Raw genomic sequence first — 22,114 nt, 5'->3', positions numbered from 1 at the left:
TGCAGCTTTTAACCGGAGCTTTAAGGACCCAGCCTCGTCGCTTCGGCCACGCTGATACCATCAATCAGGATGGAGGATCGGCTCATGCTTTCCAGCATGCATATTCTATCGCTCAAACAGGGCAAGCTTTACGGCGACCGAATTCCGATAGAGGCGCTGCCGCAGGGGGTCAAGCTGCCACAGCCCCTTGTCGTTCTGTTCTCGCTGATCGGCAGGTGGCGCGAGCGCACGAAAAAAGGCCCCGCCGAAGCGGGGCCGGAAGTTGCCGAGCCGCAACAGGCGGCTTCGGTTGCCTGATTATTCTATGACCTGCACCACACGGTGGGTGCGGGGTTCGACAATCACGCGTTGATTGTTGATGACCGTATAGGCATATTTCGGATTGTCAGGCACCGGTGTTACGACGACGTCTGCCGGAAGCGGCTTGCCGACGACGATCGGTTCCTCGACCACCACGGAGGCGGTCGGGGCCGGCTGCTGCTGGACATAGGTGACGACCTCGCGCGGCGGCGGATCCACAACGGCACCGGCGACACCGCCGGCCACGCCGCCAATGGCAGCACCCACGGGGCCGCCGACGATTGCGCCGGTGATGGCGCCACCGGCTGCACCGGTCACGGCTCCATCAGCGAGCGCATTGGTTGCAAGTGACGACAGCGCAAGGGCGCTGGAGACAAGTAGGACCTTGTACATTTTGCTTCTCCTCTGCTGGGGTTGCGTTTGGGTAACGACCACGCCAATCCGAGGTTCCAGCAGGAGAGAGTCACGCTTTGGAAGGCCGGTTCACATTATGTGAGGCGGCTGAAGCCTGAGTCGGGAGGCATTATTCCAGCCGCCGGCGGAAGAGCCAGGCGGCGGCGCTGAGCGTAACAGTGGCGATCAGCGCCAGCGGGATCGTCTGGTTCACCACCTCGCTCAGCGGAATATCCTTCAGGAAGACGCCTTTGACGATCACCAGGAAATAGCGCAGCGGATTGATCAGGGTCACCGGCTGCAACCATCCCGGCATGTTCTCGATCGGCGTCGCAAAGCCTGAGAGCAGCATGGCCGGAACCATGAAAAGGAAGGCGCCGAGGATCGCCTGCTGTTGTGTCATCGACAGCGCCGAGATGAAGAGGCCAAGGCCGGCGACCGAGCCGAGATAGAAGATCGCGCTGCCGTAAAGCAGGAAGAGCGAGCCGCGCAGCGGCACCTCGAAGAGGAAGACGGCGGCCAGGATATAGACGGTAATGTGGAAGAGGCCGATCATTATCGGCGGGATCAGTTTGCCGATCAGGATCTCGTGGATGCGCAGCGGCGAGACCATCAACTGGTCGAAGGTGCCGAGTTCGCGCTCGCGGGCGATCGACAGCGCCGTGACGATGAGACCGATCAGCAGCGCGATGCTGGCGATCAGGTTCGGCACCATGAACCATTGATAGGTCAGGTTCGGGTTGAACCAGTTGCGCGGCACTGTCGAGACGATGTCGGCGCCGGCACGTTTGCCGGCCGGCGTCTCGGCGGCAAGCGCCGCCCCGATCTGCGAGAGATAGCCCGCGACGATCTGCGAGGCGTTGGAGCGGCGGCCGTCGAGCACCACCTGCAGGTCGGCCGGCGCTCCCGCCTCAATATTGCGGGAAAAGTCCGGGCCGATCTCAACGGCCGCAATGGCCGTCTGGTTGTCGATCGCCACCCGGACCTCCGCCTGGCTTCCTGCAATCTCGATTTTCCGGAAGGTTGGCGAGCCATCGATGCGCTCGATCAGTTCCTGGCCCCAGTGACCGTTGTCGCGGTTGAGGATCATCACGTCGACATTGCGGACTTCGAGCGTCGCCGCATAGGAGAAGACGAGAAGCTGGACGATCGGCGGGCCGATCAGGATGGCGCGGCCCTTGGGATCACGCAGGACGGCGAGCAGTTCCTTGACGATCAGGGCGTAGAGCCTTGTCCACATCTCAACCGATCCTCTTTCTGGTGCTGCGGGCTGCAAGCACGAACATGATGGCGCCGATCGTCAGCATCACGCCGATCGCCTGCAGAAACATCGGCCAGATATCGCCGGCCAGGAACACCGTCTGCAGGCTGGGGATCAGGTAGCGCGCCGGCACGATGAAGGTGATCCACTGGATCACGGTCGGCATGGAATTGATCTCGAAGAGGAAGCCAGACAGCAGGAAAGCAGGGAGAAAGGCCGAGATCAGCGCCAGCTGCGAGGCAAGGAACTGGTTCTTCGTGGCCGTCGATATCAACAGGCCCTGGCCAAGCGCCGGGATCAGGAAAGCGGCCGACAGCGCATAAAGAGCAGCGACGGAGCCGCGGAACGGCACGCCGAAGAGAAAGACCGCAAGCAGCACGCAGAGCGTCATCGAGGTGAGGCCGAGCAGAAAATAGGGCAGGATCTTGCCGGCGAGCAGTTCGACCGCTGTCACCGGTGTCGCCATCATCGCTTCCATCGTACCCCGCTCCCATTCGCGGGCGACGACGAGCGAGGTCAAAAGCGTGCCGACCAGCGTCATGACGATGGCGATCGAGCCGGGCACGAGGAAATTGCGGCTGGTCAGTTCAGGATTGAACCAGAAGCGCTGTTCGACCGAAATGGCGGGACTGTGGGAGGCGACGTCCGCCTGCCTCTGCCGCTCCCAGTTGGCAACGGTGCCTTGGGCATAGTTCTGCACGAAATTCGCCGTGTTCGGTTCGGAGCCATCGACGATCACCTGGATATCGGGGCGGTTGCCGGCGGTGTAGCGCGTGGTGAAGTCGGCGGGGATGACGACGATGCCGCGCAGCTTGCCGAGCACGAGGTCTTCCTCGAACAGACGCCGGTCGCGGCCGATGGCCACATCGAAATAGCGCGAGGCCTGGAAACTGGCCGAGAGATCCTGCGTCAGCGGCGTCATCTCCTCGGTCACGAGGCCGATGCGGGTGCGGGTGGTATCGAGCGAGACGCCGTAGCCGAAGAGAAAGAGCAGGATCAGCGGCAGCACGAAGGCGATGAGGATGCTGCTCGGATCGCGGATCGCCTGGAAGCTTTCCTTGCGCACGAGGGCCAAGAGACGTCGCATCCGGCCGGAAGAGGTGCTCATGCTGCATCCTCCTTCTCGGATTGCTGCACCAGGGCGATGAAGGCATCCTCCATTGTCGGGTCAGGCAGCTCCTTGGTCGCGACGCGGGCCTTCAATTCATCGGGCGAACCAAGCGCGATCGAGCGGCCGCGATAGATCAGCGAGATGCGGTCGCAATATTCCGCCTCGTCCATGAAATGGGTGGTGACGAGCACGGTAACGCCCTTTTCGACCAGCGCGTTGATATGCGTCCAGAATTCGCGCCGGGTGATCGGATCGACGCCGGAGGTCGGTTCGTCGAGGAAGAGGGCGCGTGGCTCGTGCATGACGGCGCAGGCAAGCGCCAGGCGCTGCTTCAGGCCAAGCGGCAGGTCCTTGGCCGGCTGGCTGATATGGCGGCCGAAATCGAAGATGCCGGCCATCAGGTCAATGCGCTCGCGCCGGTGTCTTCCGCGAAGGCCATAGACGCCGGAGAAGAATTCGAGGTTCTGCATGACGGTCAGATCGCCATAGAGCGAGAATTTCTGCGCCATATAGCCAAGCTGGTTGCGGGCTTCGGCGGCATCGCGACGAAGGTCGAAACCGGCGACGCGGCCTTCGCCACCGGTCGGCTTCAGCAGGCCGCAGAGCATCTTGAAGGTGGTGGATTTGCCGGCGCCGTTCGGGCCGAGCAGGCCGAAGATTTCGCCGCGACGGATATCGAAGCTGATATTGTCGGCAGCGGTGAAATCGCCGAAGCGCTTGGTCAGCCCCTTGGCCTCGATCACCGGCCGGTCGTCATCGCCTTTCGTCGGCCCTTGCGCCTCGGCCAGTCTCGATCGGCCGCCAGGACCACCACCCAGCATGTCGATAAAGGCATCCTCAAAGCGCGGCGGGGCAGGGGTGAGCGTCGCGCCATCGCCGGCCGCGCCGATATCCGGTTTCTTGTCCCTGGCGGCGACGAGGCGGATCGCTTCGCCCTGGATCACGCCGTCGATGACGCCATCGGCCTGCAGAAGCCCGGCGAGCACCTGCCGGCGGCGCCCTGTCATGCCCGAGACGCGGAAAACCCGGTCGCTAACACGGCCGGTCATGTCATCAGGTTTTCCCGAAAACAGCAGCTTTCCCTGGTTCAAGAGCAGCACATGGTCGCAGGCTTCAGCCTCGTCGAGATAGGCGGTCGACCAAAGCACGCCGATGCCTTCCTTCGTCAGGTTCTCGACCATCTTCCAGAGGTCGCGGCGCGAGATCGGATCGACGCCGACGCCCGGCTCGTCGAGCAGCAGCAGGCGCGGCTTCTTCAGAAGCGCGCAGGCAAGACCAAGCTTTTGCTTCATGCCGCCGGAGAGCTTTCCGGCGAGCCTGCCGGTGAAACGCTTGAGGTCGGTAAAAGTGAGCAGTTCGTCGAAGGCGCTTGCGCGTTCGCTTTTCGGCAGGCCCCGCAGATCGGCATAGAGATCGAGGTTTTCCTGCACCGAAAGGTCCTCATAGAGACCGAAGCGCTGCGGCATGTAGCCGATCGCCGCCTGGATGCCGGCGGGGTTCTTGCGCGTGTCGAAGCCGAGAACCTCCATCGTTCCCGTGTCGGGCAGCATCAGGCCGGTCATCAGGCGGATCAGCGTCGTCTTGCCGGCGCCGTCAGGGCCGACGAGACCGGTGATTGCGCCGCTGCCAATCGTGCCGGAGACGGCGTCAAGGGCGGCTGGCGCATCGCCGAAGCGCTTGGTGACACCGTCGATCCGGACGAGCGGCTTGTCGCCCCGGCCGGTCTCGGCGGCGGTCATTGTCCGCCCGCCGTCGGCGTGGGAAAACGCACGGTAACCGGCATGCCCTGGCGCAGATCCGGGCCGGGCTTGTCGATGACGATCCTGAGGCGATAGACGAGGTCTGTCCTCAGTTCCGGCGTTTCCACCGATTTCGGAGTGAATTCGGCAACCGGCGAGATGAAGCCGATCGTGCCTCCATAGGGTTTGTCGGGCGCCGTATCGGAGGTGACCGCAACCTTCATGCCGGGATGGATGAGGCCGAGATCGGGTTCGGCAACATAAGTGCGCACCCAGACGGGTTCCGTCAGCGACAACACGAAGACGGTGTCGGCGGGGGAAACGATAGCGCCGTTCTCCCGCACACGGGAGAGCATGACGCCGTCGTTTGGCGCGCGCAGTTCGGTATCATCAAGCGAGGTGCGGGCCGAAGCGAGCGTTGCCTCCGCCGCCTTCAGCTGGGCGTCGGCAGCGGCGATATCCTCGACGCGGGAGCCTTCCAGCAGTAGTTTCAACGCCTCGTTGGCGGAGTCGGAGCGTGCGGCGGCCATCGCCCTTGCAGCGGTCGCCTGATCAAGGCTCGCCTCGGAAATCGTGCCCTGCGGGCGCAACTGGCGGGCGCGGTCATAGGCGAGGTTGGCATTGCGGAGATCGGCAATACTTTCGTCATAGGCGGCGCGCGCCTGGGCGATCTCGGTCGGCCGCGGACCGGCCTTCAGCTTGTCGAGCGTTGCCTGAAGGGCTGCGACATTGGCTTCGCCCGAGCGGACCGCGAATTCATAGGGTGCGGCATCGAGCTTTGCCAGAACCGTTCCAGTTTTGACGAGGTCGCCTTCGTCGGCATGGAGTTCGGCGAGGCGGCCGCTGACGCGGAAGCCGAGCGAGACCTGGCGGATATCGACATTGCCGTAAAGGACGAATTCGCGGCTGGCCTCAGGCAACCAGCCGAGCTTTTGGGGCAGCGCGTACCACCAGGCGGCGGCACCCGCAGCAACGAGAAGAAGGATGACGAGGGGAAGGACGCGTTTCATGCTGCACTTCCTTTCGGCGGGCCGATGGCATCGACCAGCTCTGCGGCAAGGCCCCGCACGGTTTCCACCTGTTCCGGGCCGACGCCGTCCCATTCCATCTGGGCGAGCACGGCTGCATGGGCGACACGAAAGACGAGGATGCTGCCGAGAAGGGTAAAGGTGCGCAGGCGCACATGTTCCGAGGCGGGATCCTCATGAAGGATGGCGCCGATCAGCCGCCGGCCCATCTCGATCATCGGCCGCATGAGGCCCTGATAGACCCGTGTGAAGGCTTCGGTCGGTTCCATCTGCTCGCGGATCAGGAAGCGCGCCCAGGATTCGGATTCCTTGCCGACGAACAGCGTCACCATGGTCTGCAAAATCTCGGTCAGGAAATGGCGAGCCTCCGCTTCACCGAGCGATTTTCCCGCCGCGTCGAGCGCCAGCAAATGCGCGCCCACGCGCGCCCTCATGTCACCGACATGCGTATTGATCCGCATCATCAGATATTCGGCGGTGGCGATGTAGAGACCTTCCTTGCTGCCGAAATAATAAGGGATTGCCTGCAGGTTGACGCCGGCCGTTTCTGTGAGCTGGCGTGTCGAGGCGCCGTCGAAACCATAGCGGCCGAAGACGTCGAGGGCGGCGGACAGCATCTTCTGGCGCGCGATATCGGCACGGGCGGAGGCCGGTGACTGGCTGTCGTGTTCTTTGATCATGACAGTTTTATAACATTGACGACAAAGTAAGTCAATCGATTGATATATTTCGAGAGCAAGTGTTGTCGACCGATGCCTTTGCTGATGCGAAGGTGACATCGCTCATGGCTGGATGCTTGGCCTGATTGGGGATCGAGATGTGCCGTTCAGCGGTTCAGCGTCAATTCGGACCAGGCGGTCTCAGCTGTTCTGCAATGTCCGGAAAGAAGGCAAAGAGGCCTGTGGGAACGGGCCTCTCAGGGTTCTAGGGGTAGGGAAGATGAACCAAGCCTCGGGGTCGGCTGCTAAACAGGTAGCGATACAGTATCGCTAATTTTCACGACACTAATGTGTCTGGCGCCAACCGACTGCGAAACAAAAAGCCCGCCACTTTTTCGTGATTCCTGTGACCATGTTTTGACACAAAACTGCCTTGCTCGTTCCGTATCGCCAGTTCGATGCGTATTCAGATTTATATCATCGCGCTACTGCTCAGCGCCATCATGTGGTCGATCTCGTTCGATGCGGCCCGCGAATCCTATCATGCCGCGCAAAGCGCGGGAGTGATGCCGAACCTTCATATAAACAAGAAGCTGGATCGCATTTTGTAGACTGCGATACAGCGTCCAGGTCATTGCCGATGTTGCATTCCCGGCTCGCGGCCGGGATCTATTTCCTTATGCGTTCCGAGCCCTTCCGGACAGAAAATCAAATTTCGTAAAATTTGACCGATCCGCTTAAAAGCCCTGAAAATACTGATGTGTAGAGTGGTCTCATGAAAGCGACCGAAGCGTGGACAGACGCGTCGATCGTTTGGAGCCGGGCAAACCGAACGCCCGCCGATCCGCAAACGGGGACTTCGACATGCACAGAACTTTTGCCGCCATCGCCTTGAGCCTGACCATCACTGCCGCTGCCGAGCCGGCATTCGCCATCGGCCCAGCCAGCCTTGCCCGCGACCTGATGTACACCTCCGCCATCGGCCATTCGCCCGAGGTTCCGTTGACGACCCGCGCCGGTTTCGTGCGCCCCGGCGTTCCGTTCGTCCTGCGCAGCCCGGCCGAGATCGAAGGCGAGGGTTACCGGCTCAAGACCTATTCGCAGAGCCTGACCGTTGTTGTCGACTACGTGTTTTCGACGGCGGTCGAGGCCGTACAAGCGGTTGCGTTTCTGCGCTGACACCTGACTAGATTCTAGGTCGATCCGGCCTAGAATCATCCTGATCTAGGCGTCGAGTTCGCTGCGGACGTCGAGATACCAGTCGACGAAGGCCTTGACGCCGACATCCAAGGTCGTAGCCGGCTTGTATCCGGTCAGCGCGACCAGCAGATCCGGGGCTGCGAAGGTGCGCGGCACGTCACCCTTCTGCATTGCCAGCATCTTGCGAATGGCAGGACGGCCGAGCGCCTTTTCCACCGTTTCGACGAAATCCATCAGGCTGACCGGCTGGCCTCCGCCAATATTGACGACACGGAAGGGCGCCTGGCGCGAGAGCGTTTCGACAGCCGTGTTTTCGAGGCGATTTTCCTCGGACGGGACGACCGCCGATAGCCTGACGATCGCCTCGATGAGATCGTCTATATAGGTGAAGTCACGGCTCATGTTGCCTTCGCCGTAGATCTCGATCGGCTGGCCTTCAAGCATGTTCTTGGTGAATTTGAACAGCGCCATGTCGGGCCGGCCCCATGGGCCATAAACGGTGAAAAAGCGAAAAGCCGTGGTCGGAATCTTGTGAAGATGGGCATAACTGTGCGCCATCAGTTCCATCGATTTCTTCGTCGCCGCATAGATGGTCAGCGGCTCGTCGGCGCGATCGGTCTCGTGAAAGGGGACGGTCGCATTGGCGCCATAGATCGATGATGTCGAGGCCAGCATCAGATGGCGGATTTCGACGCGCCGCGCAATTTCCATGATGTTCCACGAGCCTTCGACATTCGAGCGAAGATAGGCCTCTGGATTTTCCAGGCTGTAGCGCACGCCGGCCTGCGCGGCGAGATGAATCAGGATATCGGGCTTGGCCGCCAGAACCGCCGCTTCCAGCGCTGGCCGGTCCTCAAGCATTGATATGACGGGTCTGAAGGCCGGAAACTGGGAGAGTGCGGCATGGCGCATCTCCTTGAGCTTGACGTTGTAATAGGGAGTGAGTCCATCAAAGCCTGTGACGTCATGCCCTTCCTGCAGCAGGCGCCTGGCCAGATGAAAACCGATAAAGCCGGCAGTCCCTGTAATGAAGTAGCGCATTCCCACCTTTTCTCGGCTCCCTGCCGACGGCAAAGAGCCGATTCCGTATCAAGTGACCCCACTTACAAGATAAAAAGAGGCCGAGTCGATAGGCCTTTGAAAGAGAAGGCCACAGCACTGTCCCTACTGCCGGCCGCCTGTCCGCCGCTGCCTTGCCGGATGAGGACGAGACTATCGATATCGTCTGCCGGTCAGCCGCAACTCTCTGCCGTTATGCTGCTTTGCAACATGATTGCTGGCATGTTATGGCCGGCCGGTCGTCTGCAAGCAGGTCAGGATCGATGAGAGATATAGTTTATTGGATTCTCTGCGCCTTTCTGACCGTTGCCATCGCCATCGTGTCGTTACGCTATGTCACGAACTTCTGGCTTCTGTCCTTCGTCTACAGCTTTCAGGTTCACCTCGGCGTCGTGTTCGTCGCCGCCAGCCTCGTCATTCTGGCCATCAAGAGACAGATTTACGGCTTCATCCTTCTGCTTGCCTCGCTTCTTCTCGTCGCTCACGGCGTCCTCATGCTGCGCGAGTTCTCGGAGGGCGACAGAGGCACCGACAGGCCGCCGCTTTTTCGTCTGATGTCGTTCAACATCGCGATCGACAACTGGAAAAACTCGACTGAAATCACCGATATGGTGATCGCGTCGAATGCCGACGTCGTCAATCTGCTCGAAGCCAAGCCGCTGACGTTCCACCTGCAGCAATTGTTCAAGGCCTATCCCTACCATATCGGTTGCGATGCCGGGAAGGATACATGCGATACGCTGGTGCTCTCCAAACGCCCGTTCGTCAGCCGTCAGGTCGCAAGTATGGGTAGTCTTCGAAAAAACAGGCTTGTTATAGCAAGCGTCGACTTCGGCGGCGAAACTATCAATCTGGTTTCGGCGCACCTGACCAAACCATATTTCGACGATTTCCAGATGGCTGAATTGGAAGATCTCGGCAAAGCGCTTGGCTCGATCGACGGCCCTCTGGTGCTGTCAGGTGATTTCAACTCCTCGGCGATCGCCCCGAGCATCCAGGTTTTCCTGCGCGAGCAAAAGCTGAAAACGATCACGCCAGAACCAGCAACATGGCCGATCGGCGCCGGCGCGCTCGGGATCGCCATCGACCACATATTTGCGCGCGCGCCGCTTCAGCTGACATCGCTGAAACGTCTCGATGATAATCTCGGCTCGAACCATTCGGGCCTGGTCGCCGACTTCGTTCTCGACAAGGACCGCGAAACTTCACCGGCAAAATGATTTTGCCTGGGCACGGAAATCTTGCCGGGGCCACAAATCAGAATCTGGTTCGGCCGCCTTTTTTGTCGATCATCTGAAACCTCTTGCCGTCGGTCTTCACGTTGACGCAATCGGTCTTCTTGCTGGGGAACAGGACGCACACCTGGCCATTGGTTATCTTGTAGCCATTCTTATTGCCGTCGCGATATTCGTAGCCGTTCTTGGCTTCTTTCAGTTCGGACGTACCGGGCAGGTGCTGGCGAATTTCCGACTCGTTTGCGGTTCGCATGCTTGCCGTTTCGGCAAACGCCATTCCCGGCACCATGATTGCAAGGAATCCGGCGAGGACGGGCAAGGTACGCATCAGGGGGATATCTCCGGTCATGTCTGTCGGTACATCCATTCTACGAGAACCCCAAGAGGAAATTCAACAGTGAGGAAGGTCGCGCCGGAAAAGGCCCGACCATCGCTCCGGCTGCGATTTACGTTCTTCCAAACTCATCGACGATACGGATGATGTCGTCCTCGCCGAGATAGGAGCCCGTCTGAACCTCGATGAGCTCGAGAAGAATCTTGCCGGGGTTGGCGAGGCGGTGGACTTCGCCGAGCGGGATGTAGACGCTTTCGTTCTCGCGCAGCATCCGCACGTTCTCGCCGACCGTCACCTCAGCCGTTCCCTTGACGACGATCCAGTGTTCGGAACGATGGTGGTGTTTTTGCAGCGAGAGCTTCTTGCCCGGCGTGACGAAGATACGCTTCACCTGGAAGCGGTCGCCGTTGAAGATCGAGGTATAGCCGCCCCAGGGTCGATAGGATGTCGGATGGGTTTCGGTGAATTTCGCGGTAATGGAAGAAGACGCCAGCATCTTGACCAATTGTCCGACATTCTGGCTGTCTTTGAGCGGTCCGACATAGACGGCGTCCTCGCTGGCGATAACGGCGACATCCTCCATGCCCTGGACGGCAAGATGCACACCACGGGTCATGACGAGCGAATTGCGGGTATTGACGACGGTGGTGTTTGCGGCGGCGACATTGCCGTTGTCGTCGCGGGCGCCTGATTTCCAGACAGAATCCCAGCTGCCCATGTCCGACCATTTGAACGGCGAGGGGACGACGGCTGCCTTGGAGGTCTTTTCCATGATCGCATAATCGATGGAGATATCGGGGCTCTTGGCGAAATGGTCGGCGTCGAGACGGGTGAAATCAAGGTCGCGGCTCGCCTTCGAAACGGCCTTGCTGGCCGCCTTCAGCACATCGGGTGCATATTCCTGCAGTTCGGCGATAAGTTCCGTCACCGGGAACATGAAGATGCCCGAGTTCCAGTAGAAGCCGCCGTCGGCGAGCATCTGCTCGGCCTTCTCAAGTGCCGGCTTTTCGACAAAGCGCTTGACCTTGTGCGCACCGTTTTTGAGGGCATCGCCGATCTCGATATAGCCGTAGCCTGTCGCCGGCTCAGTCGGGTTGATGCCGAAAGTGACGAGGCTGCCGTCGGCAGCGGCATCGCGGGCGATGCGGATGCAATCGAAATAGCTCTTGTCGGCAAGAATTTCGTGATCAGAGGCGAGCATCTGGATGATGGTGCCCTTGCCGAACAGCTCGCCAGCGAGCGTTGCAGCGGCGGCCACTGCTGCGGCTGTGTTGCGGGCGACCGGTTCGAGCAGTACGGCAGCGAGCGGGATGGCAAGCTCGCGTGCCTGCTCGGCGACCAGGAAGCGGAATTCCTCATTGGTGACGACGATCGGGGCTTCATAGAGCTCGGGATCGGAAACGCGTTCAAGAGTTTCCTGAAACAACGTCTTGTCGCCGACGAACTGGATGAATTGTTTCGGTGCGGTGGCACGGGAAAGCGGCCAGAGCCGCGTGCCTTTGCCGCCGGCCATGATCACGGGAACGATTTTCTGCGTCATTGGCGGGTTCCTTGAAGTAAACGGCTTGTTGGTCGCATGTTACCGGGCGCCTGCCCAGTCTGTTATTCGATTGAGCCCTGTATTCAGCAGCTCCAGGGCTGCAGCTTCGCTGCCGGCCTCCGTGTAGCAGCGCATTTCCGGGGCATTGCCGGACGGGCGGAAATGAATGATGCCGCCATCTCTCAGCGTCACCCGAAGTCCGTCGATGTCGGATTTCGTCGCTACCTCGCCGATCGGCTGCAGGAAAGCCGAGAGATTTTCGTCCGAAGCACGCAGATGTTCCATCAGTGCGGCACTCATCTCCAGCGGAAAATTCTCCAGGCGGTCGGCGGCGGCAAAGGGCAGCTGATAGGAGGCGGCAACGGCCGAAAGCGGCTGCTTGCGGATGGCTGCGAGCGACAGGATCGCGAGCATCGGGATAAAACAATCGCGTGTCGGCAAGGCACGCACGTTCCGGCCGTTGATATCAAAGGCGGTTGCGGTCAGCAGCCCGCCATTGGCTTCAAAGCCCATGACATGATCCTTGCCAGCCGCCACGGCCTCTTCCATGCCTGAAATGACGAAGGGTGAGCCGACGCGGGTGCGCCGCACGGCGAAAGAGCCCGCGGCCTCGATGCCGGAATTGGAGGTAACCGGTGTCACCACCGTGCCGGCGTCGAGGAAATTGGCTGCCACAAGGCCGAGAAGGTCACCGCGCAACGGCGTGCCGGTTTCGTCTGCGACCAGCGGACGGTCGCCGTCGCCATCGGTCGAGACGATCGCATCGAACTTGTGCTCGGACACCCAGCGCTTCATCAGCGTGACCGTCTCGTCTGAAACGGCTTCGGTGTCGACGGGAATGAAACTCTCCGAACGTCCAAGAGCGGTGATCTCGGCGCCGTAATGGGCGAGAACATCAACCAGCAGGTCGCGGGCGACGCTGCTGTGCTGGTAGACACCGATCTTCATGTCGGACAGCGCGCCCTGCGGAAGCAGGGCTGCATTGCGTTCGAAAAAGAGCTGCCGGCAGATCGCTTCATGCTCCTCCGTCTCGGCTGGCGCCTGCGCCACCGTTTCACCGGTTCGCTCGATCTCGGCCGCCAATGCGGTGATAGCAGCCTCGTCCGATTTGTCGATCTCACCATCCGGGCGATAAAACTTGATGCCGTTGCGGTCCGCCGGAATATGCGAGCCCGTCACCATCAGGCATGCGGCCTTGCTCTTGAGACCATAGAGGGCAAGGGCGGGTGTGGGGACGGTGCCACAGTCGAAGATCCGGAAGCCGAGGGCGGCAAGCGCACCGGCACAATTTCCCGAGATTTCAGGGCTTGAATCGCGAAAATCGCGGCCGATCAGAATGACGTCGCCGGCCCGCGCCTTGCCGGTCTGCAGCAGATATTTGCCGAACGCGGTGGCGTAGAGGGCAGAGGCGCGTCCCTTGAGGTCGACGGAAAGTCCGCGAAGGCCGCTCGTGCCGAATTTCATGGGAAGACATGGCTCCGATTTCACCATCAAAGTTCTACTCAGGCCGCCTGCCGGCGTAAATACCAAAGCCATCATATAGTTAAATACGGACGACGATGCCTCGGACAGCCTCGCAATCTTCTCTCACCGAATTCTGAGGGTGTAGACCATTGCCGAGCCGGCAGGCATTGCAGCGTAGATCGATTTTGTTAGAACCGTGTGTCCGTTGTTTCGTCATATGCGAAGGATTTTCCTAGATGAGCGATACATCCATCAGTCTCGAGGGGAGCTGGAAGGCCGCGCTGGAGGGGGAGTTTTCGAGCCCCTACATGCAACAGCTCAAATCCTTCCTCGTCACGCAGAAAGAGGTCGGCAAGCGGATTTTCCCCAAGGGCAGCGAATATTTCCGCGCCCTCGATCTGACGCCGATCTCCAACGTCAAGGCCGTCATCCTCGGCCAGGATCCCTATCATGGACTTGGGCAGGCCCATGGGCTGTGTTTCAGTGTCCGGCCGGGCGTGCGCATACCGCCCTCCCTGGTCAATATCTACAAGGAGATGGAGACGGATCTTGGCATAGCGCCGGCACGTCACGGTTTTCTCGAACATTGGGCAAAGCAGGGCGTACTCCTGCTGAACAGCGTGCTGACCGTCGAGGAAGGGCAGGCGGCTGCTCATCAGGGCAAGGGGTGGGAACGCTTCACCGACGCCGTCATCCGCAAGGTCAACGATGAATGCGAATCCGTCGTCTTCATGCTCTGGGGTTCCTATGCCCAACGCAAGGCCGCCTTCGTCGACACGACGCGGCATCTCGTGCTCAGAGCGCCGCATCCCTCGCCACTTTCGGCCCATAACGGGTTTTTCGGCTGTGGGCATTTTTCGAAGGCGAATGCCTTCCTGCAGTCGCGCGGCCGTGCGCCGATCGACTGGCAATTGCCGGCCGATCCCCATGGGGCCTAAGCGGGACGCAATCTTTCAGATTCGCTGCTGCACACTTTTGCGCGACATGCTTTAGTGTGAACACAAGTCGATGTTCGTTCACTAAAAGAAGACAATGCGTTTTGCTCTGCGGGTCTGTTATACGGGCGCTTCAGCGCGCATCTTAGCCTCATCGAAAGCCCGCAACGGCGGGCATGAAAGGGGTTTGACATGCTCGATCAGATCAAGGGTCTGCACCACGTCACGTCGATGGCGCAGGACGCCCGCACCAACAACCAGTTTTTCACCCATGCGCTCGGCCTGCGCCGCGTCAAGAAGACTGTCAATTTCGACGCGCCTGATGTCTATCACCTCTATTATGGTGACGAGACCGGTGCGCCCGGCACGGTCATGACCTATTTCCCGTTCCCGAAGATGGCGCAGGGCCGTCCCGGCACCGGAGAGGTCGGCACGACGGTGTTTTCCGTTCCCAAGGGTTCGCTCGGCTTCTGGAGCGATCGCCTTGCCGCGCTTGGTGTCGGCGGCCTGAAGGCCGAGGAAAGTTTCGGCGAAATGCGGCTGAATATTTCCGGCCCCGATGGCGATGGCTTCGCCCTCGTCGAGGTCGAGGATGATACCCGCCAGTCCTGGACACATGGCGGCATCAGCGAGGACCATGCCATTCGTGGCTTCCACTCCGTCGCCATGCGGCTGAGGGACGAGGGCGCAACGGCCGAACTCCTGAAGTTCATGGGCTATGAGGTCGCCGAGGAAAGGGACGGCGTCAGGCGGCTGATCATGCCCTCCGGCAATGGCGCGCATCTCATCGATCTCGAGACCATGCCGAACGTTGCCCGCGCGCTTCCCGGCGCCGGCTCCGTCCACCATGTCGCCTTCGCCGTCGAAAACCGCGAGAAGCAGCTCGAAGTGCGCAAGGCACTGATGGACACCGGCTATCAGGTCACGCCGGTGATCGACCGCGATTATTTCTGGGCGATCTATTTCCGCACGCCGGGCGGCGTGCTGTTCGAGGTCGCGACCAATGAACCTGGCTTCGACCGCGACGAGGATACGGCTCATCTCGGCGAAGCCCTGAAACTGCCGCAGCAGCACGCCCATCTTCGCGCGCTGCTCGAGCAGCACCTGCAGCCGCTCGAAGCGTAAGGAGAGGCGATATGACCGAAACCGGATATGTGCACCGGCTGCATGCCGGTGCACCTGATAAACCCATCCTGCTGGTGCTGCACGGCACGGGTGGCGACGAGAACCAGTTTTTCGACTTCGGTCGGCACCTGCTGCCCGAAGCGACGATTCTCTCGCCGCGCGGCGATGTTTCCGAACACGGCGCGGCGCGGTTCTTTCGCCGCACCGGGGAGGGGGTCTACGACATGCCCGACCTTTCCCGGGCGACGGAGAAGATGGCCGCCTACGTCAAGGCATTCGCGGACGAGTACCAGGCTTCCAATATTCTCGGCCTGGGTTTTTCGAATGGCGCAAATATTCTTGCCAATGTCCTGATCGAGAAGGGTATCTTCGATGCCGCGGTTCTGATGCACCCGCTCATTCCGTTTCAACCCGAAGCCCAGTCGCCGCTGGCGGGAAGAAAGGTGCTGATGACGGCCGGGCAGCGAGACCCGATTGCGCCTGTCTCCATGACCGAGGCGCTGTCCGAACATCTGAAAAACCGAGGGGCGGAGGTCAGGACGGTCTGGCATCCCGGCGGTCACGAGATTGCGCCGCTCGAGATCGATGCGGTCCGCGATTTTCTCGGCCTTTATTGACGTGTGCACCGCCGCTCGGCGGGAAAATGATTGCGGGACCGGGAATGCCGGTCCCGCATCTTTGCTGGAACAATGATCCTATCGTCGTGATCGATAGGACATTAGGGGCGAGGAGGATATTTGCCCCTGATTGCCTTCATGTAGAAATTTCCCGGTGATTCCGCCATCGTCAACCCGACGACGACGCCCTTGGGAACGCCTTCATATTCTCGCCTCTGACCGTTGGTCAGATAGACCCGTAGATGCCGGCTGTCTTCGTCGTAGGTGATCGCCTCGATAAGTTTCGAATCAACCGCAGTTTCCACTTTGCACCCCGCAGTTTTGGATCTGAGATTCCTGATCAAGAAATGTCATTCACACTCGCAACGCGCCATCATCATGCTGCGCCGCGGGGGCGTCAAGCATCATCTTCTTTAACGTTTATTTTTTCCTGATGGCTCTCGTTATGGTTGATTTTTGCAGCTTTTCCGAAGGTCTCGCCTGTGGATATCCGATACCCGTGGCTCCTCCATTTGGGGAATATTAGCCGATAACGTCGGGAGAAACGCAATAATCGCCGGTTTAACGTCGGATTAACCATCATATAGCAAACTATAGCGTAATATTAACCGCAGCACCCTCCCAAGTATGAATGATTACATCCGCAAGACCTCGCCGCTGCAACGACCAATATCGGTGTTGCCGAGTCGCAGGCGCTGCGCGCTCAGATGAAGACCACGCAGGAGACTCTTGCGCTTTCAATCGGGAGCCACAAGGATGGACGATCATCCTTGCTTGATGTGCTGGATGCGCAGCGTTCGGCCGCGACCAGTCAGACCAACCTGGCGCGGGCGGTGCAGCAAATGGCGAAGGACTATGTCACTCTGAATGTGGCAATTGGTTCCGGTTACAACTTCGGTGGGCCGCGATCAGGCCAAATTCTTATGAACACTGAGCCTCATGCCGTTGCAGCGATGGATAAGAGATGGATTATTTCCGACAACCCGCCATTCGGTCGGGTCTCATAAATGGGTTCCATGTTTAACTATCTATTGCCATGGCGACAACAGATACAGATACTGGCTGGCAACCGTAAAAAACGCGCTCGGCTGACGTTTGCCGAAGGCGAATTCGCTGCGGTCTACGCGATGAGCGATGTTCACGGCTGTTATAATGAACTCGTTGAGGCACATCGCCGCATCGAGCAGGATGCCGCGCGCATTCCGGGACCGAAACTCATCGTCATGCTCGGCGATTATGTCGATCGGGGGCCCGATTCGAGCGCGGTGCTGGAGTTCCTGAGCAAGACCTCGCCGCCGGGGTTTCAACGTCTCGTCCTGTGCGGCAATCATGACGCGGAGCTGGTGAAGCTCTATCGCAAACCGGCGAGCATTCTCGAATGGCTCGGCTTTGCCGGAACGGAGACGCTGCACTCATACGGTATCGATATCGAGCATCTGCTGCAGTCGGCGGCTGGAAGCGAAACAATCGCCCGCGTCATTCGCAACATGATACCCGAACGGCATATCCAATTCCTTGAATCATTGCCGATCATGGTGCGGATGGGAAGGGTCGTCTTTGTTCATGCGGGCATCAAGCCGGGCATCGACCTCAAGAAGCAGAAGGACAGTGACCTCATGTGGATCCGTCAGCCCTTCCTGAATGAAGGGCCGCAGCTTCCGGTCCTGGTGATCCATGGGCACACCCCGGCGCGAATCCCGACATTCGGTCCGCAACGCATCGGCATCGACACTGCGGTTTCGGCGACGGGCCGGCTGACCGTGCTGACGATAAAGGGAACGCGGGTCGGAATTCTTTAAGTCGGCGAGCATGGTGTCGTCCGAAACGCTTGCACTTTCGGCATCATGCTCAAAACCAAACGCCGCGGTTTATGCTCCGCGGCGTCAGGACGATCAGATATTCAGCAGGCTATCTCAGGCGCCGGTCACGTCCTGATAAAGGTTGGTGCCGATGCCGGTATAGGTAAAGCCGTGTTTGCGGACCTCGTCGCTGCGGTAGATATTGCGCAGATCGACCAGGATCGGAGCGCGCATCGACTGCTTCAAGCGATTGAAATCGAGCGCGCGGAACTGGTTCCATTCGGTGACGATGACAAGCGCATCCGCACCAGCGGCTGCTTCATAAGGGCCGCTCGCATATTCGATGTTCTCGATCACCTTACGGGCGTTTTCCATGCCCTCGGGATCGTAGCCAACCACTTCGGCTCCGTTGTCCTGCAGGGTCTGGATGACTGCGATCGCCGGGCTGTCGCGCATATCGTCGGTGTTCGGCTTGAAGGTCAGGCCGAGGATCGCGATCTTCTTGCCGCGAATGTCTCCGCCGACGGCCGAAATGACTTTGCGTCCCATTGCCCGCTTGCGGTTGTCATTGATCGAGATCGTCGTCTCGATGAGACGCATCGGCGCGTCGTAATCCTGCGCCGTCTTGGCAAGGGCAAGCGTATCCTTGGGGAAGCACGAACCGCCGTAACCCGGGCCGGCATGCAGGAACTTGGAGCCGATACGGCCGTCGAGACCGATTCCGCGCGAAACGTCCTGGACGTTTGCGTCGACCCGTTCGCAGAGATCGGCGATCTCGTTGATGAAGGTGATCTTCATTGCGAGGAAGGCATTGGCCGCATATTTGATCAGTTCCGAGGTGCGGCGGGTGGTGAAGACCAAGGGGGCCTGGTTGAGATAGAGCGGGCGGTAGACCTCGGTCATGGTTTCGCGCGCCCGGTCGTCGTTCAGCCCGATGACGATACGGTCGGGCCGCTTGAAGTCTTCGATCGCCGCACCTTCACGCAGGAATTCCGGATTGGAAACGACGGCGACATCCGCCGCAGGATTGGTTTCGCGCATGATGCGCTCGACCTCGTCTCCCGTGCCGACCGGCACCGTCGACTTGGTGACGATGACCGTGAAGCCTTCCACATAGGTGGCAATCTCGCGTGCAGCGGCATAGACATAGGAAAGGTCTGCGTGGCCGTCGCCGCGCCGGGACGGCGTGCCGACTGCGATGAACACGACATCGGCGCTGCGGACACTTTCGCCGACATCCGTCGAAAACGACAGTCGGCCGGTGCTGGTATTTTCGGCGACCAATTGTTCCAGACCCGGCTCGTAGATCGGAATGCGGCCTTCGCGAAGGGCTTCGATCTTACTCAGATCCTTGTCGACGCAGATGACGTCGTGGCCGAAATCCGCAAAGCAAACGCCTGAAACGAGGCCGACATAGCCTGATCCAATCATCGTGATGCGCATATTTCCCTCAAATCATTAGAGTAGAACGTCATGCTGCGTCGCAGCATGAGTTCGTCATAGTTAATCTGGACGAAAAGACAATACCGAAGATCGCCTGGTACCCATATCGGAAATCGAACTCCGGGCACCGCAGCTTACCGCGCGCTGCCCCGTCGATAGCCAAAACATAGGTTTGTGTGGGCGATATGACAAGTCGAGCGGCTCGTCAGAGCAGGCTCGACTTCAATCCGGAAACTGGATCAATCAGTCTATGTCGCTGCCTCGGCTGTTATAGCCGATACCAGACGTAGGGGTCTGTTCCCGATTGAATCTTGTCCCAGCGCAGATCGGTATCGCGCCAGTTCTTGATGCTACTTTTCCGGTTGTCGAGGACGAGATCGCCCCTGTCGGTTCTCACGACGAGGACCGCATGTCCTTCACCGGAGGGCGTATATGCCGTCGCGATCCGCAAAGCGCGCGACGACCAGCCCATCGCGATTAGCCGGCTGCGCTTGGTCAACGCGAAATCTTCGCAGTCGCCGCTGCGCACATTCACCTTCCAGACGTCGCCATTCAGTTCGTTGCGGGAGTCGTTCCGGCCGACCATCGTGCGATTGACGGCGGTGTTGACGTCCTTCAGTTGCAGCATTTGCTTGTCGGTCATCGCAACGACCGCCAAACCGTTGTTGTCGCGGCATTCGGTCGGGTTCTGGGCGCAGAACAGCACCTGGGCGAAAGGCGGAATGATCTTGCCTTTTTCAGAGATATAACTGACCGCCGAATTACCGGTCAGACCGCGGGCAAAACCTGCGGGACCGGCGGCAAATGCCGAGCACGCATTGCCTGCTGTAAGGGCCAGTGCCAGAAGTGTAACGAATGTTTTCTTCATCTCTTAAATCCCTGTCAGGATAACCGATTGAGATCAGGCTTGCCTTTTTTCTCGGTCAATGGCATGGCGATCTGATGATCTGCCAAGTATTGGGCGCAGAATATCTGTCCCGTTTCTGCTGCTTGGAAGGAGCATAGCCGGGCCTTGTCTCGATTGGCTTAAACCTTTCGCGACAATTTTAAACGATGTGGAATTCTGTTACACTTTAGCACGCAAGTGCTTGATGTTCAACTTATGTTAGTACGAGTAAATTAATCTCTTTGGTTGCAATGGCTTTGGTCGCTGCCTACTCTGGTAAACGAATTCACATGTTCTCCAACCTCATCAATAAGCGGGTCTTGCGAGAGGTTTTGCTTTTTGCCTTCATCGGCCTCGTTATATTGACGCTCATACCGTTCGGGAGCGTTACACCCTTTCCCTTCGCCTTCGCCGCGATCGGGATGTTTGCCCTCGCCATCATTTCGGGATTGCTGTTTAGAGAGCCGAGACAAAGCAGATGGGTTTTCAGTATCGCTTTGTTTCTACTCGTCGTCCTGGCGGGCTGGGCGTTCATCCAAACCACCGAACTGCCCGCCAATTGGTTGGCGAATCCCGCCTGGAATGCTGCGCGTGACCTTGCAGGTGCCCAGTCCGCGGCGATCTCGGTCGAACCGGCCGACACGCTCGCGTCGATCCTCTGGGTCGCGCTGCCTTTCGTCACGTTCCTGACCGGGCTTCTCTTATGCGATACCGATCAGCGCGCGAGGAAAGTGCTCACCGGGCTCGGGCTTACGGCGGGTATCATCGCTGTTTTCGGCCTGATGCAGTTTTTGCTGTTTCCCAAAATTTTGATCGTCGTCGAAAAACACGCCTACCTCGACAGCCTGACTGCGGTCTTCGTCAACCGTAATACTGCTGCGACCTTCCTCGGGCTTGGAACGCTGCTGATGCTGACGTTGGTCAGGGATATTACCCGAGCCTATTCGAAGTATCCGCCCGGCGAGCCGGGCCGAAACGCTCTCCTCTTGAGATCGTGGATCTATATCCTGTTCTTATGCGCATGCTTCACCGCGCTGATGCTGAGCCGCTCGCGCGCCGGGATATTTGCGACCTTTGTTGCCGCTCTCGTCTATTTTCCATGGCTTGTCATTAATTGGAACGGCTCGAGGCGTCATCTGAGACCGGCGCCAAGATGGCGTTCGCTGCTGAAGCTCCTCTCGGCGATTGCTTTCGTCGTACTGTTGCTGACCGTGTTTGCGGGCCAGGCGATTTTGCGTGCGCAAGAGCGGCGACTCGAGGATGACGATCGGTTTTGCATTCTGCCGGGCATATGGCGTGCCATCTCGGATCATTGGTTGACGGGAACGGGGCTCGGAACCTTCCGGACCGTGTTTTCCGCCTACCGCGATCCGGCTTGCGGTATTTTTGGAGTCTTCGACCGTGCGCATAATTTCTATCTCGAAGGATTTCTGGGCCTCGGAATATTGTTCCCGATTGCGACAGTCCTTGCCTTGTCGGTGCTTGCCAGAGTGTTCTGGCACGGGCTCGCCCAAAGACGGCGTCTCAGGCACTATGTTCTTCTTGGCCTAGCGGCGACCGTTTTGGTCGCCCTTCATGCGGCGGTCGATTTTTCGCTGCAGATACCGGGTTTTGCTGTGTTTTACTCCGCCTTCCTGAGTGCGGTTGTCGCGATATGTCTCGGGCGTAGCAACGGAGAGGCGGACATGGCATATGAGCGGCCGTTAACCACGTAAAGTTTAAATGGATGGATTTTAATAAGATTTTCGGAAAAGATCGATTGTGCAGGTGCGAACGGTTGACTCTGAAACCCAAGAAATTTTATAGCGGGTGCAGCCTTCGGATTGTTGCGACGCAAGAAAAGTCGGGCCGAAGTCGTTTTTCGCTTCCTAAGGGGCTCGGCGTTGCCAGCCTGCCACAGTTAGGGGATTGTTAATCGGCTTTCAGTGTTATTGATCGGGGATTGTCTTGTATTTTGTCAGATCGCGGAGCAGTAGCTTCAAGGGC

Annotated in this window: 21 protein-coding genes and 1 pseudogene; 9 read left to right on the top strand and 13 right to left on the bottom strand. The window is 59.3% G+C overall.

Going from position 1 to position 22,114, the window contains the following annotated elements; genetic code table 11:
- The first annotated feature begins 84 nt into the window (after window positions 1-84).
- Window positions 85-297 (top strand): hypothetical protein, encoded by a 213-nt coding sequence (locus AC245Y_RS16895; RefSeq protein ID WP_012758640.1) that lies wholly within the window; start codon window positions 85-87, stop codon window positions 295-297.
- Here the strand turns inward: AC245Y_RS16895 and AC245Y_RS16890 are convergent, their stop codons facing one another.
- The 6 genes from AC245Y_RS16890 to AC245Y_RS16865 form a co-directional block, all read right to left on the bottom strand.
- Window positions 298-693 (bottom strand): DUF1236 domain-containing protein, encoded by a 396-nt coding sequence (locus AC245Y_RS16890; protein WP_012758639.1) that lies wholly within the window; start codon window positions 691-693, stop codon window positions 298-300.
- Between the two features lie 130 nt (window positions 694-823).
- Entirely contained in the window at window positions 824-1,933 is a 1,110-nt protein-coding gene (locus AC245Y_RS16885) for an ABC transporter permease (RefSeq protein ID WP_017994938.1), read from the bottom strand.
- 1 nt (window position 1,934) lies between these two features.
- Window positions 1,935-3,062: an ABC transporter permease gene (locus AC245Y_RS16880; RefSeq protein WP_012758638.1), complete on the bottom strand. Its 1,128-nt coding sequence runs from the start codon at window positions 3,060-3,062 to the stop codon at window positions 1,935-1,937.
- Complete coding sequence (locus tag AC245Y_RS16875) at window positions 3,059-4,804, bottom strand: ATP-binding cassette domain-containing protein (protein WP_017994937.1); 1,746 nt, start codon at window positions 4,802-4,804, stop codon at window positions 3,059-3,061. The genes AC245Y_RS16880 and AC245Y_RS16875 overlap by 4 nt, the downstream gene beginning before the upstream one ends.
- Window positions 4,801-5,814, bottom strand: a complete 1,014-nt coding sequence (hlyD, locus tag AC245Y_RS16870; RefSeq protein WP_017994936.1) for a secretion protein HlyD — start codon at window positions 5,812-5,814, stop codon at window positions 4,801-4,803. The genes AC245Y_RS16875 and hlyD overlap by 4 nt, the downstream gene beginning before the upstream one ends.
- Window positions 5,811-6,512, bottom strand: a complete 702-nt coding sequence (locus AC245Y_RS16865) for a CerR family C-terminal domain-containing protein (protein ID WP_017994935.1) — start codon at window positions 6,510-6,512, stop codon at window positions 5,811-5,813. The genes hlyD and AC245Y_RS16865 overlap by 4 nt, the downstream gene beginning before the upstream one ends.
- A gap of 843 nt (window positions 6,513-7,355) precedes the next feature.
- Between AC245Y_RS16865 and AC245Y_RS16860 the strand changes: the two genes are divergently transcribed.
- A complete protein-coding gene (locus tag AC245Y_RS16860; protein ID WP_012758634.1) occupies window positions 7,356-7,670 on the top strand; it encodes a hypothetical protein in 315 nt (104 codons plus the stop codon).
- 45 nt (window positions 7,671-7,715) lie between these two features.
- Here the strand turns inward: AC245Y_RS16860 and AC245Y_RS16855 are convergent, their stop codons facing one another.
- Entirely contained in the window at window positions 7,716-8,732 is a 1,017-nt protein-coding gene (locus tag AC245Y_RS16855) for an NAD-dependent epimerase/dehydratase family protein (RefSeq protein ID WP_017994933.1), read from the bottom strand.
- Between the two features lie 281 nt (window positions 8,733-9,013).
- Here AC245Y_RS16855 and AC245Y_RS16850 point away from each other — a divergent pair, with 281 nt between their 5' ends.
- Window positions 9,014-9,970 carry an endonuclease/exonuclease/phosphatase family protein gene (locus tag AC245Y_RS16850; protein WP_017994932.1) on the top strand — a complete coding sequence of 319 codons (957 nt, stop codon included), beginning with the start codon at window positions 9,014-9,016 and terminating at the stop codon, window positions 9,968-9,970.
- A 37-nt stretch (window positions 9,971-10,007) separates the two neighbouring features.
- Here AC245Y_RS16850 and AC245Y_RS16845 read toward each other — a convergent pair whose 3' ends face one another.
- From AC245Y_RS16845 to AC245Y_RS16835, 3 genes are all read right to left on the bottom strand, one after another.
- Entirely contained in the window at window positions 10,008-10,313 is a 306-nt protein-coding gene (locus tag AC245Y_RS16845; protein ID WP_026157454.1) for a hypothetical protein, read from the bottom strand.
- 118 nt (window positions 10,314-10,431) lie between these two features.
- Window positions 10,432-11,859, bottom strand: a complete 1,428-nt coding sequence (locus AC245Y_RS16840) for a mannose-1-phosphate guanylyltransferase/mannose-6-phosphate isomerase (RefSeq protein ID WP_012758630.1) — start codon at window positions 11,857-11,859, stop codon at window positions 10,432-10,434.
- A gap of 39 nt (window positions 11,860-11,898) precedes the next feature.
- Window positions 11,899-13,323: a phosphomannomutase gene (locus tag AC245Y_RS16835; protein ID WP_017994931.1), complete on the bottom strand. Its 1,425-nt coding sequence runs from the start codon at window positions 13,321-13,323 to the stop codon at window positions 11,899-11,901.
- 236 nt (window positions 13,324-13,559) lie between these two features.
- Between AC245Y_RS16835 and ung the strand changes: the two genes are divergently transcribed.
- The 3 genes from ung (at window position 13,560) to AC245Y_RS16820 (ending at window position 16,000) form a co-directional block, all read left to right on the top strand.
- Window positions 13,560-14,261, top strand: coding sequence for a uracil-DNA glycosylase (ung, locus tag AC245Y_RS16830; protein WP_012758628.1), 702 nt, complete (start codon window positions 13,560-13,562; stop codon window positions 14,259-14,261).
- Window positions 14,262-14,450: 189 nt separating this feature from the next.
- Window positions 14,451-15,383 (top strand): VOC family protein, encoded by a 933-nt coding sequence (locus tag AC245Y_RS16825; protein ID WP_017994930.1) that lies wholly within the window; start codon window positions 14,451-14,453, stop codon window positions 15,381-15,383.
- 11 nt (window positions 15,384-15,394) lie between these two features.
- Complete coding sequence (locus AC245Y_RS16820) at window positions 15,395-16,000, top strand: alpha/beta hydrolase (RefSeq protein ID WP_017994929.1); 606 nt, start codon at window positions 15,395-15,397, stop codon at window positions 15,998-16,000.
- Window positions 16,001-16,101: 101 nt separating this feature from the next.
- Here the strand turns inward: AC245Y_RS16820 and AC245Y_RS16815 are convergent, their stop codons facing one another.
- Window positions 16,102-16,344 (bottom strand): KTSC domain-containing protein, encoded by a 243-nt coding sequence (locus AC245Y_RS16815; protein WP_012758625.1) that lies wholly within the window; start codon window positions 16,342-16,344, stop codon window positions 16,102-16,104.
- Window positions 16,345-16,692: 348 nt separating this feature from the next.
- On the opposite strand from AC245Y_RS16815, the pseudogene AC245Y_RS16810 reads away from it, so the two are divergent.
- A pseudogene (locus tag AC245Y_RS16810) lies at window positions 16,693-17,007 on the top strand (TolC family protein); the annotation flags it as partial.
- Window positions 17,008-17,799 carry a metallophosphoesterase gene (locus tag AC245Y_RS16805; protein ID WP_017994927.1) on the top strand — a complete coding sequence of 264 codons (792 nt, stop codon included), beginning with the start codon at window positions 17,008-17,010 and terminating at the stop codon, window positions 17,797-17,799.
- A 114-nt stretch (window positions 17,800-17,913) separates the two neighbouring features.
- On the opposite strand, the gene AC245Y_RS16800 is transcribed toward AC245Y_RS16805, so the two are convergent.
- Both AC245Y_RS16800 and AC245Y_RS16795 read right to left on the bottom strand, forming a co-directional pair.
- Window positions 17,914-19,242 carry a UDP-glucose dehydrogenase family protein gene (locus AC245Y_RS16800; RefSeq protein WP_012758623.1) on the bottom strand — a complete coding sequence of 443 codons (1,329 nt, stop codon included), beginning with the start codon at window positions 19,240-19,242 and terminating at the stop codon, window positions 17,914-17,916.
- Window positions 19,243-19,510: 268 nt separating this feature from the next.
- Complete coding sequence (locus AC245Y_RS16795; protein ID WP_026157453.1) at window positions 19,511-20,110, bottom strand: transglutaminase-like cysteine peptidase; 600 nt, start codon at window positions 20,108-20,110, stop codon at window positions 19,511-19,513.
- Between the two features lie 308 nt (window positions 20,111-20,418).
- Here AC245Y_RS16795 and AC245Y_RS16790 point away from each other — a divergent pair, with 308 nt between their 5' ends.
- Window positions 20,419-21,843 carry an O-antigen ligase family protein gene (locus tag AC245Y_RS16790; RefSeq protein ID WP_017994926.1) on the top strand — a complete coding sequence of 475 codons (1,425 nt, stop codon included), beginning with the start codon at window positions 20,419-20,421 and terminating at the stop codon, window positions 21,841-21,843.
- The last annotated feature ends 271 nt before the right edge of the window (window positions 21,844-22,114 follow it).

It is taken from the genome of Rhizobium sp. SRDI943, assembly GCF_057653695.1.
The sequence above is the reverse complement of the archived record's forward strand: the minus strand, read 5'-3'. Positions and strand labels throughout refer to the sequence as shown.

Coding starts and splice junctions, on each gene's coding strand:
- AC245Y_RS16820 (WP_017994929.1), top strand. CDS start 15,395: ATGACCGAAACCGGATATGTGCACCGGCTGCATGCCGGTGCACCTGAT.
- AC245Y_RS16835 (WP_017994931.1), bottom strand. CDS start 13,323: ATGAAATTCGGCACGAGCGGCCTTCGCGGACTTTCCGTCGACCTCAAG.
- AC245Y_RS16845 (WP_026157454.1), bottom strand. CDS start 10,313: ATGCGTACCTTGCCCGTCCTCGCCGGATTCCTTGCAATCATGGTGCCG.
- AC245Y_RS16795 (WP_026157453.1), bottom strand. CDS start 20,110: ATGAAGAAAACATTCGTTACACTTCTGGCACTGGCCCTTACAGCAGGC.
- hlyD (WP_017994936.1), bottom strand. CDS start 5,814: ATGAAACGCGTCCTTCCCCTCGTCATCCTTCTTCTCGTTGCTGCGGGT.
- AC245Y_RS16860 (WP_012758634.1), top strand. CDS start 7,356: ATGCACAGAACTTTTGCCGCCATCGCCTTGAGCCTGACCATCACTGCC.
- AC245Y_RS16865 (WP_017994935.1), bottom strand. CDS start 6,512: ATGATCAAAGAACACGACAGCCAGTCACCGGCCTCCGCCCGTGCCGAT.
- AC245Y_RS16790 (WP_017994926.1), top strand. CDS start 20,419: ATGTTCTCCAACCTCATCAATAAGCGGGTCTTGCGAGAGGTTTTGCTT.
- AC245Y_RS16800 (WP_012758623.1), bottom strand. CDS start 19,242: ATGCGCATCACGATGATTGGATCAGGCTATGTCGGCCTCGTTTCAGGC.
- AC245Y_RS16840 (WP_012758630.1), bottom strand. CDS start 11,859: ATGACGCAGAAAATCGTTCCCGTGATCATGGCCGGCGGCAAAGGCACG.
- AC245Y_RS16850 (WP_017994932.1), top strand. CDS start 9,014: ATGAGAGATATAGTTTATTGGATTCTCTGCGCCTTTCTGACCGTTGCC.
- AC245Y_RS16825 (WP_017994930.1), top strand. CDS start 14,451: ATGCTCGATCAGATCAAGGGTCTGCACCACGTCACGTCGATGGCGCAG.
- AC245Y_RS16880 (WP_012758638.1), bottom strand. CDS start 3,062: ATGAGCACCTCTTCCGGCCGGATGCGACGTCTCTTGGCCCTCGTGCGC.
- AC245Y_RS16895 (WP_012758640.1), top strand. CDS start 85: ATGCTTTCCAGCATGCATATTCTATCGCTCAAACAGGGCAAGCTTTAC.
- AC245Y_RS16885 (WP_017994938.1), bottom strand. CDS start 1,933: ATGTGGACAAGGCTCTACGCCCTGATCGTCAAGGAACTGCTCGCCGTC.
- ung (WP_012758628.1), top strand. CDS start 13,560: ATGAGCGATACATCCATCAGTCTCGAGGGGAGCTGGAAGGCCGCGCTG.
- AC245Y_RS16890 (WP_012758639.1), bottom strand. CDS start 693: ATGTACAAGGTCCTACTTGTCTCCAGCGCCCTTGCGCTGTCGTCACTT.
- AC245Y_RS16805 (WP_017994927.1), top strand. CDS start 17,008: ATGGGTTCCATGTTTAACTATCTATTGCCATGGCGACAACAGATACAG.
- AC245Y_RS16875 (WP_017994937.1), bottom strand. CDS start 4,804: ATGACCGCCGCCGAGACCGGCCGGGGCGACAAGCCGCTCGTCCGGATC.
- AC245Y_RS16855 (WP_017994933.1), bottom strand. CDS start 8,732: ATGCGCTACTTCATTACAGGGACTGCCGGCTTTATCGGTTTTCATCTG.